This is a genomic window from Variovorax sp. PDC80 (genome assembly GCF_900115375.1).
Lineage (GTDB): Bacteria > Pseudomonadota > Gammaproteobacteria > Burkholderiales > Burkholderiaceae_C > Variovorax.
Genome location: NZ_FOWG01000004.1, coordinates 411,838 through 425,990, shown reverse-complemented (window position 1 = coordinate 425,990; position 14,153 = coordinate 411,838). Strand labels below are relative to the sequence as shown.

Here is a 14,153-nt window from a genome sequence, read left to right as displayed (position 1 = left end):
TCTTCAGACCTTCGTGAGCCAGTGGGCGTACTTGGGATTCTTGCCGTTCACGATGTCGAAGAAGGCCGCCTGGATCTTCTCGGTCACCGGGCCGCGCGCGCCGCCGTCGCCGCGGTTGCCGATCTCGACGCGGTCGAGTTCGCGGATCGGCGTGACTTCGGCCGCGGTGCCGGTGAAGAAGGCTTCGTCGGCGATGTAGACCTCGTCGCGCGTGATGCGCTTTTGCACCAGCTCGATGCCGAGGTCCTTGCACACGTGCAGGATGGTGTTGCGCGTGATGCCGTTGAGGGCACCGGCCGACAGGTCGGGCGTGTAGACCACGCCGTTCTTGACCACGAACACGTTCTCGCCCGCGCCTTCCGACACGAAGCCGCTCGCGTCGAGCAGCAGCGCCTCGTCGTAGCCGTCGTCCAGCGCTTCCATGTTGGCGAGGATCGAGTTGGTGTAGTTGCTGACCGTCTTGGCCTGCGTCATCGTGATGTTGACGTGGTGGCGCGTGTAGCTCGAGGTCTTCACGCGGATGCCGCGGCGCATGCCTTCCTCGCCGAGGTAGGCGCCCCAGGACCAGGCCGCGACCATGGCGTGGATCTTGTTGCCCTTGGGGCTCACGCCGAGCTTCTCGGAGCCGATCCAGATCAGCGGGCGCAGGTAGCAGCTCTCGAGCTTGTTCTCGCGCACGACCTGCTTCTGGGCCTCGTTGAGCTGTTCCTGCGTGAACGGGATCTTCATGCGCAGGATCTTGGCGCTGTTGAACAGGCGCTCGGTGTGCTCGGCCAGGCGGAAGATCGCCGTGCCGCCGTCGGCCGTCTTGTAGGCGCGCACGCCCTCGAAGGCGCCGCAGCCGTAGTGCAGCGTGTGGCTCAGCACGTGGATCTTGGCGTCGCGCCAGTCCACGAGTTCGCCATCCATCCAGATCTTGCCGTCACGGTCGTCGAGCGAGGGGGGGATCGAGCTCATTTCCTGATTCCTTTGGGAGCTTTTGCAGAAAGCCTTCAGCGGGGGGAGGCTGTGGGGTGCGGCCTGAAGGCCGCCAAAGCCGCCGATTTTACGGCGCCGTGCCACGCTTGCCTGACCGGCGCCCCGGGCCATGCAGCGCCGGTGGCGCGAACCGGCCCGACGCCGCGACAATGGCCGGTTCCGCCAAACAAGCGATTGAAGGGAAAGATTCTCCGTGTCCGTATTCAAGAACGTCATCGTCTACCGCATCGAGCCCGGCTGGTCGCAAACGCTGGCCGAGGCCGAGGAAGGCCTGGGCAAGCAGCGCTTCGAGCCCTGCGGCGCCTCGCAGGAGAAGTCGGCCGGCTGGGTCGAGCCGCGCGGCGAGGCCCACGGCCCGCTGGTGGAATCCATCGACGGCCAGTGGCTGCTCGAGTACATGATCGAGAGCAAGTCGGTGCCGGGCTCGGTGGTGCGCCGCAAGCTCGACGAGCGCTGCGCGCAGATCGAGGCCGCCACCGGCCGCAAGCCCGGCAAGAAGGAAAAGAAGGACCTCAAGGAGGACATCACGCACGAGCTGCTGCCGATGGCCTTCACGCGCACCGCGCGCGTCACGGTCTGGGTCGACCAGGCCGAGCGCCGGCTGGTGGTCAACAGCTCCAACGCGGCGCGCGCCGACGAGGTGGTCAGCAGCCTGGTGCAGAACTTCACCGGCTTCGGCACCATGCAGCTCAACACCCAGATCGAGCCGGCCGCCGCCATGTCCGAATGGCTGGCCTCGCAGGAGCCGCCCGCGGGCTTCACCATCGACCGCGAGTGCGAGCTCAAGGCCACCGACGAATCGAAGGCCGTGGTGCGCTATGCCAAGCACCCGCTCGACATCGACGAGGTCAAGCAGCACATCGCCGACGGCAAGCGCCCCACCCGCCTCGCGCTGACCTGGGACGACCGCGTGTCCTTCGAGCTCACGCACGGCCTGCAGATCCGCAAGATCGTGTTCCTCGAGGGCACCGACGAAGGCGCCGGCGGCGGCAAGAAGGAAGACAACTTCGATGCCGACGTGGCGATCGCCACCGGCGAGCTGGGCCAGCTGGTGCCGGCGCTGCTCGACGCGCTCGGCGGCGAGGCGGCGTTCACCGCGGCGCCGGCCGAGGACGCGCCGAAGGCCGCTGCCAGCGCGACGGCCGTGACCACGGCCGAAGAGGAAGACGCGCCGTTCTGAGCCGGCGCGGCCGGCGTCAGGCCACCAGGTAGGTCTGCGCCAGCCGCACCCAGCAGGCCGCGCCCAGCGGCAGCACCTCGTCGTTGAAGTCGTAGCCGGGGTTGTGCACCATGCAGCCGCCGAACTCGCCTTCGCCGTTGCCCAGCAGCACGTAGCAGCCGGGCAGCTCGGCCAGCATCCAGGCGAAGTCCTCGCTGCCCGCGAAGCCGCGCGGCACCGTGGCCGCCACCTTGTCCGCGCCCACGAGCGCGGCGCACACCTCGGTCATCAGCCGGCTCTCGGCCTCGGTGTTGACCACCGGCGGCACCAGCGGCCGGTAGTCGATGGAGGCCTCCACGCCATGCGCCTGCGCGGTCAGCGCGACGATCTCGCGGATGCGCGACTCGACCAGCGCGCGCGTCTCGGGCCGGGCCGCGCGCACGTTGAGCCCGAGCGCGACCGACTGCGGGATCACGTTGTGGGTGGCGCCGCCGCGGATGAAGCCGACCGACAGCACCGCCGTGTCGTCGGGCGCGACGTTGCGCGCCACCACGCTCTGCAGCGCGGTCACGGTGGCGGCGGCCGCCACCACCGGGTCCTGCGCGCGGTGCGGCATCGCACCATGGCCACCCTTGCCCTGGATCGTCACGTCGGCCACGTCGGACGAGAGCGTGACCGGCCCCGCCTGCACGATGAAGCTGCCGGCCGGCACGCCGGGCGCGTTGTGCAGCGCATAGACCGCGTCGCAGGGAAAGCGCTCGAACAGGCCGTCGGCGATCATCGCGCGCGCGCCGCAGAGGTTCTCCTCGTCGGGCTGGAAGATCAGGTTCAGCGTGCCATCGAAGTCGCGGCTCTTGGCGAGCGCCTTCGCGGCCGCGAGCAGGATCGCCGTGTGGCCGTCGTGGCCGCAGGCATGCATGCGGCCGTGCTGCCGGCTCGCGTAGGGCAGGCCCGTGGCCTCGACGATCGGCAACGCGTCCATGTCGGCGCGGATGCCCAGGCGCCGCGTGCCGCTGCCGAGCCTGAGCTGCCCCACCACGCCAGTCTTGCCGATGCCCGTGTGCACCTCGTAGCCCCATTCGCGCAGCAGCCGCGCGACCAGTTCGCTGGTCGCGCTCACCTCGAAGCCCAGTTCGGGCTCGGCATGGATCCGGCGCCGGATGTCGACGAAGGCCTCGGTGTCGATCTCGATCGGCGGCAGCAGGCGGGACAGGAGCTTGGTGGTCTGGAGGCTGAGTTCGCGGGTCATGGGAAGGAATCGTTTCGCGGAAAAGGTGGGGAGGAAGGCGGCGCTCAACCGACGCGCCGTTCGCGCAGGCTCAGCAGCGCGCCGATGCTCAGCACGCCGCAGGCCATCATGTAGAAGGCCGGCGAGAGCGGGTTGCCCGTCTGCGCCAGCAGCCAGGTCACGATGAACTGCGAGGAGCCGCCGAAGATCGTGACGCCCACGCTGTAGATCACCGAGATGCCGCTGGCGCGCACGCCGATTGGCAGCATCTCGAGCAGCATCAGGAACATCGGCGTGGTGCCGATGTTCACGCTCGCGGTCAGCAGCGCCGACAGGCACAGCACCAGCGGCACGCTCGGATGGTGGCTGATGAGCCAGAACACCGGGCCCACCGCGACCAGGCTGAACAGCAGCGAGCCGATCGCCAGCGGCTTGCGGCGCTCGAGCCGGTCGGCCAGCCGGCCCGCCACCAGCGACACCACGAACAGCGTGATGCCGGTGACGCAGCCCGACAGCAGCGACAGCGAGGGCGGCATGTGGAGCACGCGGATCATGTAGGTGGGCATGAAGAACACCACCAGGTACATGGTGGCCGTGCCCGCGGTGGTCGCGAGGATGCCCTTGAAGACGGTGCCGCCGTGCGCGCGCAGCAGCCGGCCGATCGGGCTGGCTTCGTGGCTCTCGGCCTGGTGCGTTTCCTCGAGGTGCGCGCGGATGTACAGGCCCACCGGCGCGATCAGCAGGCCCAGCAGGAAGGGCAGGCGCCAGCCCCAGCTCTCGAGCGAGGCCTGCGGCAGCAGCGCATACAGCAGCGCACCGGTGAGCGCGCCGGCCAGCGCCGACAGGCCCTGGCTCGCGAGCTGCCAGCTGACGCGGAAGCCGCGGCCCTTGACGCCGCCGGCCTCCATCAGCATCGAGGTCGCGGCGCCGACCTCGCCGCCGAGCGAGAAGCCCTGCAGCAGCCGGCCCGCGACGATCATCAGCGAGCCGAACACGCCGGCCGAGGCATAGGTGGGCGCGAGCGCGATGCACAGCGTGCCGGCCACCATCAGCGCGATGGTCAGCGTCATCGCGGCCTTGCGGCCCTTGCGGTCGGCGTAGTTGCCGATGATCACGCCGCCCAGCGGCCGCATCACGAAGCCGATGCCGAAGGTCGCGACCGCGAGCAGCAGCGAACCGAAGGCGCTCTCGGAGGGAAAGAACAGCTTGCCGATCAGCAGCGCGAAGAAGCTGTAGACGGTGAAGTCGTACATCTCGAGCGCGTTGCCGATCGAGCAGGCGGCGATCAGCCGGAACTGGCTCTGGCCGCCCTTGGTGGCGGCGGCGGGTGGGGAAGAAGCCAGCACGGGGCTGGCAGGCAGGGCGGCGGCTTCGCTCATTCGATCTCCACGGGGCGTTGTTGCGGACGACGGATTCGCGAAGCGCGAACTTCATGCGGCGCATGGCACCCCGAACCCGTGGCGGCGGAGTATTCAGGCAAAGCGCGGTGGCGAGGAATCACAAATTTTCATGCCGATAACCAAAAGGCATCCCCCGCAGAAGCGGGGCCGCGAAGCCATCGGTGGAACTACCGAGATGGCGCATCGCGCGCCATTCGCGGGCATGGCGCCTTCACAATGGCGCGTCGGCGCCCTGCCGCTTCCCAGCCCTCGAGAAAAAGGACAACACCATGAAGCTCATCCGCCACTGCCTCTGCCTGCTGGCCCTCGCGCCCTGCTGCATGATGGCCGCCTCGGCCCAGGGCAGCCGGCCCGTCGTGCAGTTCATCGCCACCGGCGGCACCATCGCGATGAAGGTCGACCCCGTCACCAAGGGCGTGGTGCCCGCGATCTCGGGCGACGACCTGATGCAGACCGTGCCCGATGCCGGCAAGTACGCCACCATCGAGGTCAACAACTTCTCGGCCATGTCGGCCAACTACGTCGAGCCCAAGTGGTGGACGCGCCTGACCAAGGCGGTGGACGACGCGCTCGCGCGCCCCGAGGTGGCGGGCGTGGTGATCGCGCACGGCACCGACACCATGGAGGAGACGGCCTACTGGCTCGATCTCACGGTCAAGTCGAACAAGCCCGTGGTCCTGATCGGCGCGCAGCGCAATGCGTCCTCGAGCGACTTCGACGGCCCGCGCAACCTGCTCAACGCGATCCGCATCGCCACCACGCCCGAGGCCGTGGGCCAGGGCGTGATGCTCGCGATGAACAACCAGATCAATGCCGCGCGCACCGTGACCAAGACCCACACCGGCAACGTCGAGACCTTCAAGTCGGGCGACTTCGGCTTCATCGGCGAGGTCTGGGACGACAAGGTGGTGTTCTCGCGCACCGCGCTGCGCCGCCAGCACATCGACATCGGCAGCGCCGAGATGCCGCGCGTCGAGATCCTCGCGATGTTCGGCGGCGCCGACGGCTCGCTGCTGCGCTACGCGGTGGACCAGGGCGCCAAGGGCATCGTGGTGCAGGCCGTGGGCATGGGCAACATGAACGTCTCGATGTACGAGGCCGTGAAGTACGCGCTCGGGCGCGGCGTTCCAGTGGTGATCGCCACGCGTGTGCCGAACGGCCGCACCATGCCGCTGTACGGCTTCGTCGGCGGCGGCAAGACCACCTTCGACGCCGGCGCCGTGATGGCCGGCGACCTGAGCCCGCAGAAGGCGCGCCTGCTGCTGATGCTCAAGCTGCACCAGGGCGTGAGCGACAAGGCCGGCCTGCAGGCGGCCTTCGACCGTTGAGGCCCGGGCGCGCGCGATGAAGCTGCAGCAGTTGCGCGTGCTGCTCGCGGTGGCGCAGCACGGCAGCATCCACGAGGCGGCGCGCGGCCTGCACACCACGCAGCCGGCGCTGTCGAAGGCAATCGCCGAGCTCGAGCGCGAACTCGGCGTCACGCTGATGTCGCGCTCCACGCGCGGCGTGAGCCTCACGCCCTACGGCGCGGCGCTGGTCAAGCGCGCCAGCGTGGTCGAGCAGGAGCTGCGCCATGCGCTCGAGGACATCGAGGCGATCCGCGGCCACGACGAGGCGCGGCTGGACATCGGCTTCACCGCGGTGGCCTCGAACGGCCCGCTGCCCGAGGCCATGGCCGCGTTCCGCCAGCGCTTTCCGAACGTGGCGCTGCGCGCCTTCGAGATGCGGCCGCAGCAGATGCTCGAGGGCCTGCGCGAGGGCCGGCTCGACCTTGGCCTGATCTCGACCTGCAGCGGGCCGGGCTCGAACGTGTTCCAGTGGGAGCCGCTGTTCTCGGTGGCGATGCACATCTCGGTGCGCGCCGGCCATCCGCTGCGCCGCGTGCGCAAGCTGCGGCCGCTGCTCGATGCCGACTGGCTGGTGCTCGATCCGGTCGACGATCCGTTCAGCCCGCTGGTCAGCACCATGCGCCTGCACGGCCTCGAGATGCCGCGGCGCATGGTGCAGAGCGCCTCGAACCTGCTGGGCCTGCAGCTCGCCACGCAAACCGACCTGGTCAGCATGTGGTCGGACGCGGTGTTCCACGGCGCCGGGCCGCTGCGGCTGAGCGGCGACGCGCTCGAGCGGCTGCCGATCACCGACGAGCTGCCCGACTTCGAGGTCTACCTGGTCTACCGCTCCGCCGACCTCATGACGCACGTGTGCACCGAGTTCGTGAAGGAGGCGCGCCACCATGCGCGCACCAATCCGCCGTGGCGCGCGCCGCGCGGCGCGCGCAAGGCCGCCGATTAGGCCGAAGGAGACGCCGGCGCCTCGGGCTCGTCGTCCTGGACCTCGGGCCGCGTCAGCGTCCAGCTCTGCAGCCGGCCGCCGTTGAACACCGTGTCGACGTAAGAGCCGCCGGCATCGGTCCAGCGGTAGTGCTCGGGCTGCTCGTCCTGCGGCGAGCGCAGCTGGCCGAGCGCGCGCGTCATCGCGACCACGTGCATCAGCGTCACGCCCGGCTTGAGCTTGGCGTTGAGCATCACCGAGCTGGCCACCGTGCCCACGGGCCGGTCGGCCGCGCGCTTGAGCACCTGCATCGCGCGGTTGAAATGCATCAGCAGGAACATCACGATCGCGCCGGCCGCCAGGGCCACGCCGCCCCAGCCATAGCTGCGCCAGGCCACGCCGAGCACGACGAGCGCCCCGACGGGCACGAGAAACTTCTGGAAATTCATGGCCCGCATTGTCGCCGCGCCGGCGCGGCGGGGTAGCGAGCCCGGCTACCGCCAGGCGCATCTCGCGCTACCGGGCCACAAAGCCGCCCGCGCCGCGGGCCGTCGCGGGCACATTTCGCCGCACGGGCATCGGCCCGGGCCCCGCGAACACAGCAGATGAACATTCCACGCTCCGTCACCTTCGTCCGGCTCAGCCTCGCCGCCCTGCGCGGCACCGGCGAACCCCGGCGCGAACCAGGCGGCCGCGGCGGCCCACGTTGTCAGGGAGAGGCCGTCGCCGACGGCCGGAACGCGATGAACCCGGCCCCGTCGCCCGGCGGCCAATGCCGGCGCGACGGCGGACCGGCGTTCACGCAGCGCATCGACGCACGAATCAGGGGGTAGGAGGGCAGGGAGCCCGCCCGGCGCGCCGCCACCGATGCGCCGGGCGTCTTTTCAACGGGCCATGACGGCCCGTTTTTTTTGGGCGCTCACTCGAGCTCGCGCACCACGTCCATCGCCTCCTCGATGCGGTCCACCGCATGGATCGTCAGGCCCTCGATGTCCTTCGTGCCCTTGCGCGGCGCATTGGCCCTGGGCACCACCGCGATGCTGTAGCCCAGCTTGGCGGCCTCGCGCAGCCGCTCCTGGCCGCGCGGCGCGGGCCGCACCTCTCCCGCCAGGCCCACTTCGCCAAAGGCGATGAAGCCCTTGGGCAAGGGCTTGCCGCGCAGGCTCGAGGTGATGGCCAGCATCACCGCGAGGTCGGCTGCCGGTTCGCTGATGCGCACCCCGCCGACCGCGTTGACGAACACGTCCTGGTCCATGCAGGCCACGCCCGCATGGCGGTGCAGCACCGCCAGCAGCATCGCGAGCCGGTCGCGGTCCAGGCCCACCGACAGCCGGCGCGGGCTCGGCCCGCCGTCGTCGACCAGCGCCTGGATCTCGACCAGCATCGGCCGCGTGCCCTCGAGCGTGACCAGCACCACGCTGCCGGGCACCGGCTCGGTGTGCTGGCTCAGGAAGATCGCGCTCGGGTTGGCCACGCCCTTGAGGCCGCGCTCGGTCATCGCGAACACGCCGATCTCGTTGACCGCGCCGAAGCGGTTCTTGATCGCGCGCACCAGGCGGAAGCTCGAGTGCGTGTCGCCCTCGAAATACAGCACCGTGTCGACCATGTGCTCGAGCACGCGCGGCCCCGCGAGCGCGCCCTCCTTCGTGACGTGGCCCACCAGCACCACGGCCGTGCCGCTGGTCTTGGCGAAGCGCGTGAGGTGCGCCGCGCATTCGCGCACCTGCGCCACCGAGCCCGGCGCCGAGGTGAGCTGGTCGGAGTAGACGGTCTGGATCGAGTCGATCACCGCGATGGCCGGGCGCGTGGCGTCGAGCGTGGCGATGATCTTCTCGAGCTGGATCTCGGCCAGCACCTGCACCTGGGAGTGGTCCAGGCCCAGCCGCTTGGAGCGCAGCGCCACCTGCGCGCCGCTCTCCTCGCCCGTGACGTAGAGCGCGTTCTGCCCCGCGCGCTGCAGCGCGTCGACCGCCTGCAGCAGCAGGGTCGACTTGCCGATGCCCGGGTCGCCGCCGATCAGCGTGACGCCGCCGGCCACCACGCCGCCGCCGAGCACGCGGTCGAGCTCGTCGAGGCCGGTGGGCGTGCGCGCGACGTCGCTGGCCTCGATCTCCGAGAGCACCGCGAGTTCGGAAGCCCCGGCGAGCGACGCGAACTGCGTGCCGAAGCGGTTGTTGGCCGGGGCGTTCGCGCCGCCGGCCGCTTGTTCGATCAGTGTGTTCCAGGCGCCGCAGCTCGGGCACTTGCCGAGCCACTTGGCGCTGGTGCCGCCGCATTCGCTGCAGACGTAGATGGATTTGTCCTTGGCCATGGCCAGGAGTTTAGGGCGTGCCCCCGCGCCATCCCGGCGCGGGGCCGCCCGCTCAGCACACGCGGTTGACCAGCGCGCCGACGTCGCCCACGGCCAGGGCCGCCGCGTTGTCCAGCAGCATCGGCAGCACCTGCCGCGCATAGACGTCGCTGAGGCCGCCGATGTGCGGCGTGGCGATCACGTTCGGCAACCGGCGCAGCGGATGATCGGCCGCGAGCGGCTCGGTCTCGTACACGTCGAGCCCGGCGCCGGCGATGACCCCGTTCTCGAGCGCCGCGAGCAGCGCGTGCTCGTCGACCACGCCGCCGCGCGAGAGGTTGACGAGGAAGGCATGCGCCGGCATCGCCGCGAGCACCGGCGCATCGATCAGGTGATGGGTGCGCGCATCGTGCGCGGTCAGCACCACCACGAAGTCGGCCTGCGCCACCACCTGTTGCAGCCGCTCGCGCCCATGCACTTCGTCGAAGCCGTCGATGGTCGCGGGCGTGGCCGAGATGCCGCTGACCCGCATCCCCATCGCCTGGCAGCGCCGCGCCAGCTCGCGCGCGACGTGGCCGGTGCCGACCAGCACCGCGTGCCGGCGCCACAGCAGCGGCTGGGCCCATCGGTTCCAGGCGCCTTCGCGCTGGTCGCGCAGCATGCGCGGCAGGTCGCGCGCCAGCGCCATCATCATCAGCAGCGCCAGCTCGGACATCTGCGGCCCATGCACGCCGCGCGACGAGGTCACGAGCGTGCCGGGCCGCAGCGCGGACGAGCCGGTGATGGTGTCGGTGCCCGAGGTCAGCGCATGGACCCAGCGCAGCGCGGGCCCGGCCGCGAGCATCGCGTCGTCGACCCACGGGCCCGAGACCACCAGCGCCTCGACCTCGGCCAGCAGGCGCAGGGCCTCGGGCCGCTCGGTGGTGGCGTGCACTTCCAGCGCCGGGCAGCGGGCGCGCAGGGCCTGCGCATAGAACCCGGCCTCGCCGTTGAAGACCAGCAACGAGCGCAGCGGCGGCGCCGTCATTCGAGCTTGATGCCGGCGGCCTGGATCACGGCGCGCCACTTGGCATTCTCCGAGGCGATGAACTCGGTGAACCGGGCCTGCGAGGACGGCGCGGGCTCGACGCCGATGAGTGCCAGCTTCGCGCGCACGGCCGGATCGGCGATGACCTTGTTGAGCTCGAGCGCCAGCCGGTCGACGATGGGCTGCGGCGTGCCCTTGGGCACGGCCAGGCCGGCCCAGGTGTCGAAGTCGATCTCGCCCACGCCCGCCTCGGCCAGCGTCGGCGCCTCGGGATAGAGCGCCGAGCGCGTCTTGCCCGCGGTCGCGATGATCTTCGCGCGGCCGCCCTGCACGTGCGGCAGCGCGGCCGGCAGGTCGGCGAACATGAACGACACGCGGCCGGTGGCGACCTCGGGCGCGGCCTGCACCATGGCCTTGAACGGCACCGCCGTCATGTCGGCCTTGAGCTGGCGCTTCATCAGCTCCGAGCCCAGGTGGCCGCCGCTGCCGCTGCCGCCGATCGCGAACAGCAGCGGCTGGCTGCGCGCCGCCGCGAGGAACTTCGGCATGCTGTCGAGCGGCCCGCCGGCCTCGACCATCAGGAACAGCGGGAAGTGCACCAGCTGCGTCACCGGCGTGAGCGCATCGCTCGCATAGGGCAGCTTGTCGTAGAGGTTCGGTATCACGGCCATGGTCGACAGCGCCGCGAAGAACACGGTGTAGCCGTCGGGTGCCGCCGAGGCGGCCGCGGCCGCGCCGATGATCGTGTTGCCGCCGGGCCGGTTGTCGATCACGATCGGCTGGCCCAGCGCCACCGAGAGCTTCTCGGCAATGATGCGCGAGCTCTGGTCGGTGCCGCCGCCGGGCGTATAGGGCACCACCCAGCGGATCGGCTTGCTCGGCCAGGCGGCCTGCGCGCTCGCGGGCATGGCGCCCGCCGCGAACTGCAAGGCCACGGCGGCCATGCCCAGCCAGGTGGCAGCGCGGCGCGGCCATCCAACGGTCTTCGTCTTCGTCATCGTGTGTCTCCTGTCGTTCTTGTGGGGCTGCCGGCTTCAGGTCGCGTACGACGGATCGATGCGGTCCAGCAGCCGGCGCAGCGCCGGCCAGTCGTTGTCGCGTGCCGAGCGGCCGGGCCGGTCGAGCGCCTGCGCCACCTTCTCGGCGATCTCGTCGCTGCATTCGATGAGCTCGGCGCCGCCCGACTGCGCGCGCACCTGCGCCTCGCAGGCACGCTCGAGGTAGTAGAGGCGCTCGAAGGCCTCGCGGATGGTGTCGCCCGCGGCCAGCAGGCCGTGGTTGCGCAGGATCATCACGTTGTGCGGGCCGAGGTCGCGCACCAGCCGGTCCTGCTCGCTGAAGTCGAGCGCCACGCCTTCGTAGTCGTGATAGCCGATGCGGCGATGGAAGCGCATGGCGTGCTGCGACAGGTTGAGCAGCCCGCGCCGCTGCGCCGCCACCGCGATGCCGGCGGCGGTGTGGGTGTGCAGCACCGCATGCAGGTCGGGCCGCGCACGGTGGATGCAGCTGTGGATCAGGAAGCCCGCGGGATTGATGCCGATGCCGGTCGGGTCGAACACCACCTCGCCGTCGAGGTCGACCTTGACGAGGCAGGAGGCCGTCACCTCGTCGAACAGCACGCCGTAGGGGTTGATGAGGAAATGCGCCTGCGTGCCCGGCACCTTGGCCGTGAGGTGGGTGTAGATCTGGTCCGTCATGCGGTAGTAGCCGGCCAGCCTGAAGGCCGCCGCCAGATCGACGCGCTGCTGCCACTCCGCGTCGGACACGGCGGCGCGCGTGTGCGCGAATGAAAAGCCCGAGCCGTTCATCGAGTCTCCTGTTGTCGTTGGCGCCCTCCGGATGCAGGGCATGGGCGAGATTGGAGCGGAGGACGCAGCGCGAGAGAATCGAAACTTATTTTGCAAGCGTCGAAATAAATTCATGAATCACGATGGCTCGATCCCCGGCACCAGCCTGCGCCAGCTGCGCGCCTTCGTGGAGGTCTATCGCTGGCGCAAGCTCAGCGCGGCCGCCGACCGGCTCTACCTCACGCACTCGGCCGTCAGCGTGCTGGTCCGCCAGCTCGAGGCCGCCACCGGCACCAGCCTGTTCGACCGCACCACGCGCTCGCTGAGCCCGACCGAGGCCGCGCACGAGATGCTGCCGGTGGCCGAGCGCATCCTGCGCGACGTGCGTTCGCTCGAGACCGGCTTCCGCGGCCAGGCCGCGCCCAGCGGGCGCATCGGCATCGCGGTCACGCCGACCATCGCGCTGACGCTGGTGCCGCCGGTGATCCGGCATTTCAACGACCTGCACCCGGGCGTGCGCGTGCAGCTGGTCGACTGCGAGACCGAGCAGTTCGTGCCCCGCATCCTCTCGGAGCAGGTGGACTTCGGCATCGGCTCGCCCGACCAGGAGGTGGCGGCACTGAGCCAGCGCACGCTGATCCACGACCACCTCGCGCTGGTGTGCCTGCCCAGCCATCCGCTGGCGCGGCGCCGCCAGGTGCGCTGGAGCGACCTCGCGGGCCATGCGCTGATCACGGTGAAGGCCGGCTACGGCATCCGCAATGCCATCGACCGCACCGCGCGCGCGGCCAACGTGGCGCTCGACATCCAGCAGGAGGTGTCGCTGTTGACCACCGCGCTCGCGATGAGCGCCTCGGGCCTGGGCGCGTCGATCGTGCCGGCCGAGCTGGTGGCGCAGTGCGGCTTCAAGGAACTGGTGGCGCGCAAGATCCACGCGCCGGTGGTGACGCGCAACATCTCGGTGGTCGCCAAGCGCGACCGCACGCTCTCGGTGGCGGCCAAGACCTTCATCGAGACCATGCAGGCCTATCTCGCGCGGCCGCGCGCCTGAGCCTTCAGATCGCGAATTCGCTCGCCAGCAGGTCGGCGAAGGCGGCCGCGGCCGGCGACAGCGAACGGCCCTGCCGCGTGACCACCGCGATGTTGCGCGCCACGGTCGGCCGGATCAGCCGGCGCGCGACCAGCCGCGAGGGATCGGCATGCGCAAGGATCGAGGCCGGCAGCAGCGCCGGCCCGAGCCCGCCCGCGGCCATCGCGAGCGCGGTGGTCAGCAGGCTCACCTCGTAGGCGATCTCGAGCCGCACGCCGGCCTCGGCGGCCGCGGCATCGATGCTGTTGCGCACGCCGTAGCCGGGCTTGACCGTGATGAGCCGCAGCGCCGCGAGCTGGCGCCAGGTGATGCCCGCGGCGCCGCCGGGCAGCGGCAGGTCGCGGTCGGCGATCACCGCGAGGTGGTCGTGCACGAACACGCGCTCGTCCAGGCCCGGCGTGCGCGCCTGCAGGGTGCCGACGCCGAAGTCGACCTGGCCGCTCAGCACGGTCTCGACGAACTGGCTCGGCGCGCAGTCGTCGATCGCGACCTTCACATCCGGATGCTGCTGCGTGTAGCGGCGCAGCGCGCGCGGCATCAGCGTCTGCGCGATGGTGGAGGTGACGGCGATGCGCAGGCGGCCGCGCCGCCCGGCCGCGAGCTCGGCCATGCCGCTGCCCAGCGCGTCGAGCTCGGCCAGCACGCGCTCGGCATGGCCGATGGCCTCGTCGGCCGCGGCGGTGCGGTGCAGGCTGCGCGTGGTGCGGTCGAACAGCCGCACGCCGAGCCGGTCCTCGAGCTCGCGCAGCAGCACGCTGACCGCCGGCTGGGTGAGCGACAGCGCCGCGGCGGCGCTCGACAGCTGGCCGCTGTGATAGACGGCCGCGAAGGCGCGCAGCTGGCGCACCGAGGGCACGCCGCGCATTGATAAAGGCTTTTTATGAATGGCCATGAAAGTTTCACTTCTGTCGGATGGCACTTCA

At 70.6% G+C, this 14,153-nt stretch carries 13 protein-coding genes; 4 read left to right on the top strand and 9 right to left on the bottom strand.

Features of this window, described 5'->3' with window-relative positions:
- Positions 1–3 precede the first annotated feature (3 nt).
- Positions 4–957: a branched-chain amino acid transaminase gene (locus BM109_RS15360; protein WP_093344017.1), complete on the bottom strand. Its 954-nt coding sequence runs from the start codon at positions 955–957 to the stop codon at positions 4–6.
- A 214-nt stretch (positions 958–1,171) separates the two neighbouring features.
- Between BM109_RS15360 and BM109_RS15355 the strand changes: the two genes are divergently transcribed.
- The gene (locus BM109_RS15355; RefSeq protein WP_093344015.1) at positions 1,172–2,158 is read left to right on the top strand and encodes a recombination-associated protein RdgC; all 987 of its coding nucleotides are present in this window, start codon (positions 1,172–1,174) and stop codon (positions 2,156–2,158) included.
- Positions 2,159–2,174: 16 nt separating this feature from the next.
- Here the strand turns inward: BM109_RS15355 and BM109_RS15350 are convergent, their stop codons facing one another.
- Positions 2,175–3,386, bottom strand: a complete 1,212-nt coding sequence (locus tag BM109_RS15350) for a M20 aminoacylase family protein (RefSeq protein ID WP_093344014.1) — start codon at positions 3,384–3,386, stop codon at positions 2,175–2,177.
- Between the two features lie 44 nt (positions 3,387–3,430).
- Positions 3,431–4,744 carry an MFS transporter gene (locus tag BM109_RS15345; protein ID WP_093344012.1) on the bottom strand — a complete coding sequence of 438 codons (1,314 nt, stop codon included), beginning with the start codon at positions 4,742–4,744 and terminating at the stop codon, positions 3,431–3,433.
- Between the two features lie 290 nt (positions 4,745–5,034).
- Between BM109_RS15345 and BM109_RS15340 the strand changes: the two genes are divergently transcribed.
- Positions 5,035–6,093, top strand: coding sequence for an asparaginase (locus BM109_RS15340; RefSeq protein ID WP_093344011.1), 1,059 nt, complete (start codon positions 5,035–5,037; stop codon positions 6,091–6,093).
- Positions 6,094–6,109: 16 nt separating this feature from the next.
- A complete protein-coding gene (locus BM109_RS15335) occupies positions 6,110–7,057 on the top strand; it encodes a LysR family transcriptional regulator (RefSeq protein WP_093344009.1) in 948 nt (315 codons plus the stop codon).
- Here the strand turns inward: BM109_RS15335 and BM109_RS15330 are convergent.
- The 5 genes from BM109_RS15330 to BM109_RS15310 all read right to left on the bottom strand — a co-directional run bounded on the left by BM109_RS15330 (position 7,054) and on the right by BM109_RS15310 (position 12,161).
- Entirely contained in the window at positions 7,054–7,494 is a 441-nt protein-coding gene (locus BM109_RS15330; protein WP_093344007.1) for a glycerate kinase, read from the bottom strand. The genes BM109_RS15335 and BM109_RS15330 overlap by 4 nt on opposite strands.
- 461 nt (positions 7,495–7,955) lie before the next feature.
- The gene (gene radA, locus BM109_RS15325; RefSeq protein WP_093344005.1) at positions 7,956–9,347 is read right to left on the bottom strand and encodes a DNA repair protein RadA; all 1,392 of its coding nucleotides are present in this window, start codon (positions 9,345–9,347) and stop codon (positions 7,956–7,958) included.
- Positions 9,348–9,399: 52 nt separating this feature from the next.
- Positions 9,400–10,353: a D-2-hydroxyacid dehydrogenase gene (locus BM109_RS15320; protein WP_093344003.1), complete on the bottom strand. Its 954-nt coding sequence runs from the start codon at positions 10,351–10,353 to the stop codon at positions 9,400–9,402.
- Positions 10,350–11,351 carry a Bug family tripartite tricarboxylate transporter substrate binding protein gene (locus BM109_RS15315; RefSeq protein WP_093344001.1) on the bottom strand — a complete coding sequence of 334 codons (1,002 nt, stop codon included), beginning with the start codon at positions 11,349–11,351 and terminating at the stop codon, positions 10,350–10,352. The genes BM109_RS15320 and BM109_RS15315 overlap by 4 nt, the downstream gene beginning before the upstream one ends.
- Before the next feature lie 36 nt (positions 11,352–11,387).
- Positions 11,388–12,161, bottom strand: coding sequence for a class II aldolase/adducin family protein (locus BM109_RS15310; RefSeq protein ID WP_093343999.1), 774 nt, complete (start codon positions 12,159–12,161; stop codon positions 11,388–11,390).
- Positions 12,162–12,273: 112 nt separating this feature from the next.
- Here BM109_RS15310 and BM109_RS15305 point away from each other — a divergent pair, with 112 nt between their 5' ends.
- Positions 12,274–13,191: a LysR family transcriptional regulator gene (locus BM109_RS15305; RefSeq protein WP_093343997.1), complete on the top strand. Its 918-nt coding sequence runs from the start codon at positions 12,274–12,276 to the stop codon at positions 13,189–13,191.
- 4 nt (positions 13,192–13,195) lie between these two features.
- On the opposite strand, the gene BM109_RS15300 is transcribed toward BM109_RS15305, so the two are convergent.
- A complete protein-coding gene (locus BM109_RS15300) occupies positions 13,196–14,122 on the bottom strand; it encodes a LysR family transcriptional regulator (RefSeq protein ID WP_093343995.1) in 927 nt (308 codons plus the stop codon).
- Between the last annotated feature and the right edge of the window lie 31 nt (positions 14,123–14,153).

Bases quoted from the DNA above. Each gene is read 5' to 3' on its own strand.
- BM109_RS15360 (WP_093344017.1), bottom strand. From the start codon at position 957: ATGAGCTCGATCCCCCCCTCGCTCGACGACCGTGACGGCAAGATCTGG.
- BM109_RS15350 (WP_093344014.1), bottom strand. From the start codon at position 3,386: ATGACCCGCGAACTCAGCCTCCAGACCACCAAGCTCCTGTCCCGCCTG.
- BM109_RS15345 (WP_093344012.1), bottom strand. From the start codon at position 4,744: ATGAGCGAAGCCGCCGCCCTGCCTGCCAGCCCCGTGCTGGCTTCTTCC.
- BM109_RS15340 (WP_093344011.1), top strand. From the start codon at position 5,035: ATGAAGCTCATCCGCCACTGCCTCTGCCTGCTGGCCCTCGCGCCCTGC.
- BM109_RS15335 (WP_093344009.1), top strand. From the start codon at position 6,110: ATGAAGCTGCAGCAGTTGCGCGTGCTGCTCGCGGTGGCGCAGCACGGC.
- BM109_RS15330 (WP_093344007.1), bottom strand. From the start codon at position 7,494: ATGCGGGCCATGAATTTCCAGAAGTTTCTCGTGCCCGTCGGGGCGCTC.
- radA (WP_093344005.1), bottom strand. From the start codon at position 9,347: ATGGCCAAGGACAAATCCATCTACGTCTGCAGCGAATGCGGCGGCACC.
- BM109_RS15320 (WP_093344003.1), bottom strand. From the start codon at position 10,353: ATGACGGCGCCGCCGCTGCGCTCGTTGCTGGTCTTCAACGGCGAGGCC.
- BM109_RS15315 (WP_093344001.1), bottom strand. From the start codon at position 11,351: ATGACGAAGACGAAGACCGTTGGATGGCCGCGCCGCGCTGCCACCTGG.
- BM109_RS15310 (WP_093343999.1), bottom strand. From the start codon at position 12,161: ATGAACGGCTCGGGCTTTTCATTCGCGCACACGCGCGCCGCCGTGTCC.
- BM109_RS15305 (WP_093343997.1), top strand. From the start codon at position 12,274: ATGAATCACGATGGCTCGATCCCCGGCACCAGCCTGCGCCAGCTGCGC.
- BM109_RS15300 (WP_093343995.1), bottom strand. From the start codon at position 14,122: ATGGCCATTCATAAAAAGCCTTTATCAATGCGCGGCGTGCCCTCGGTG.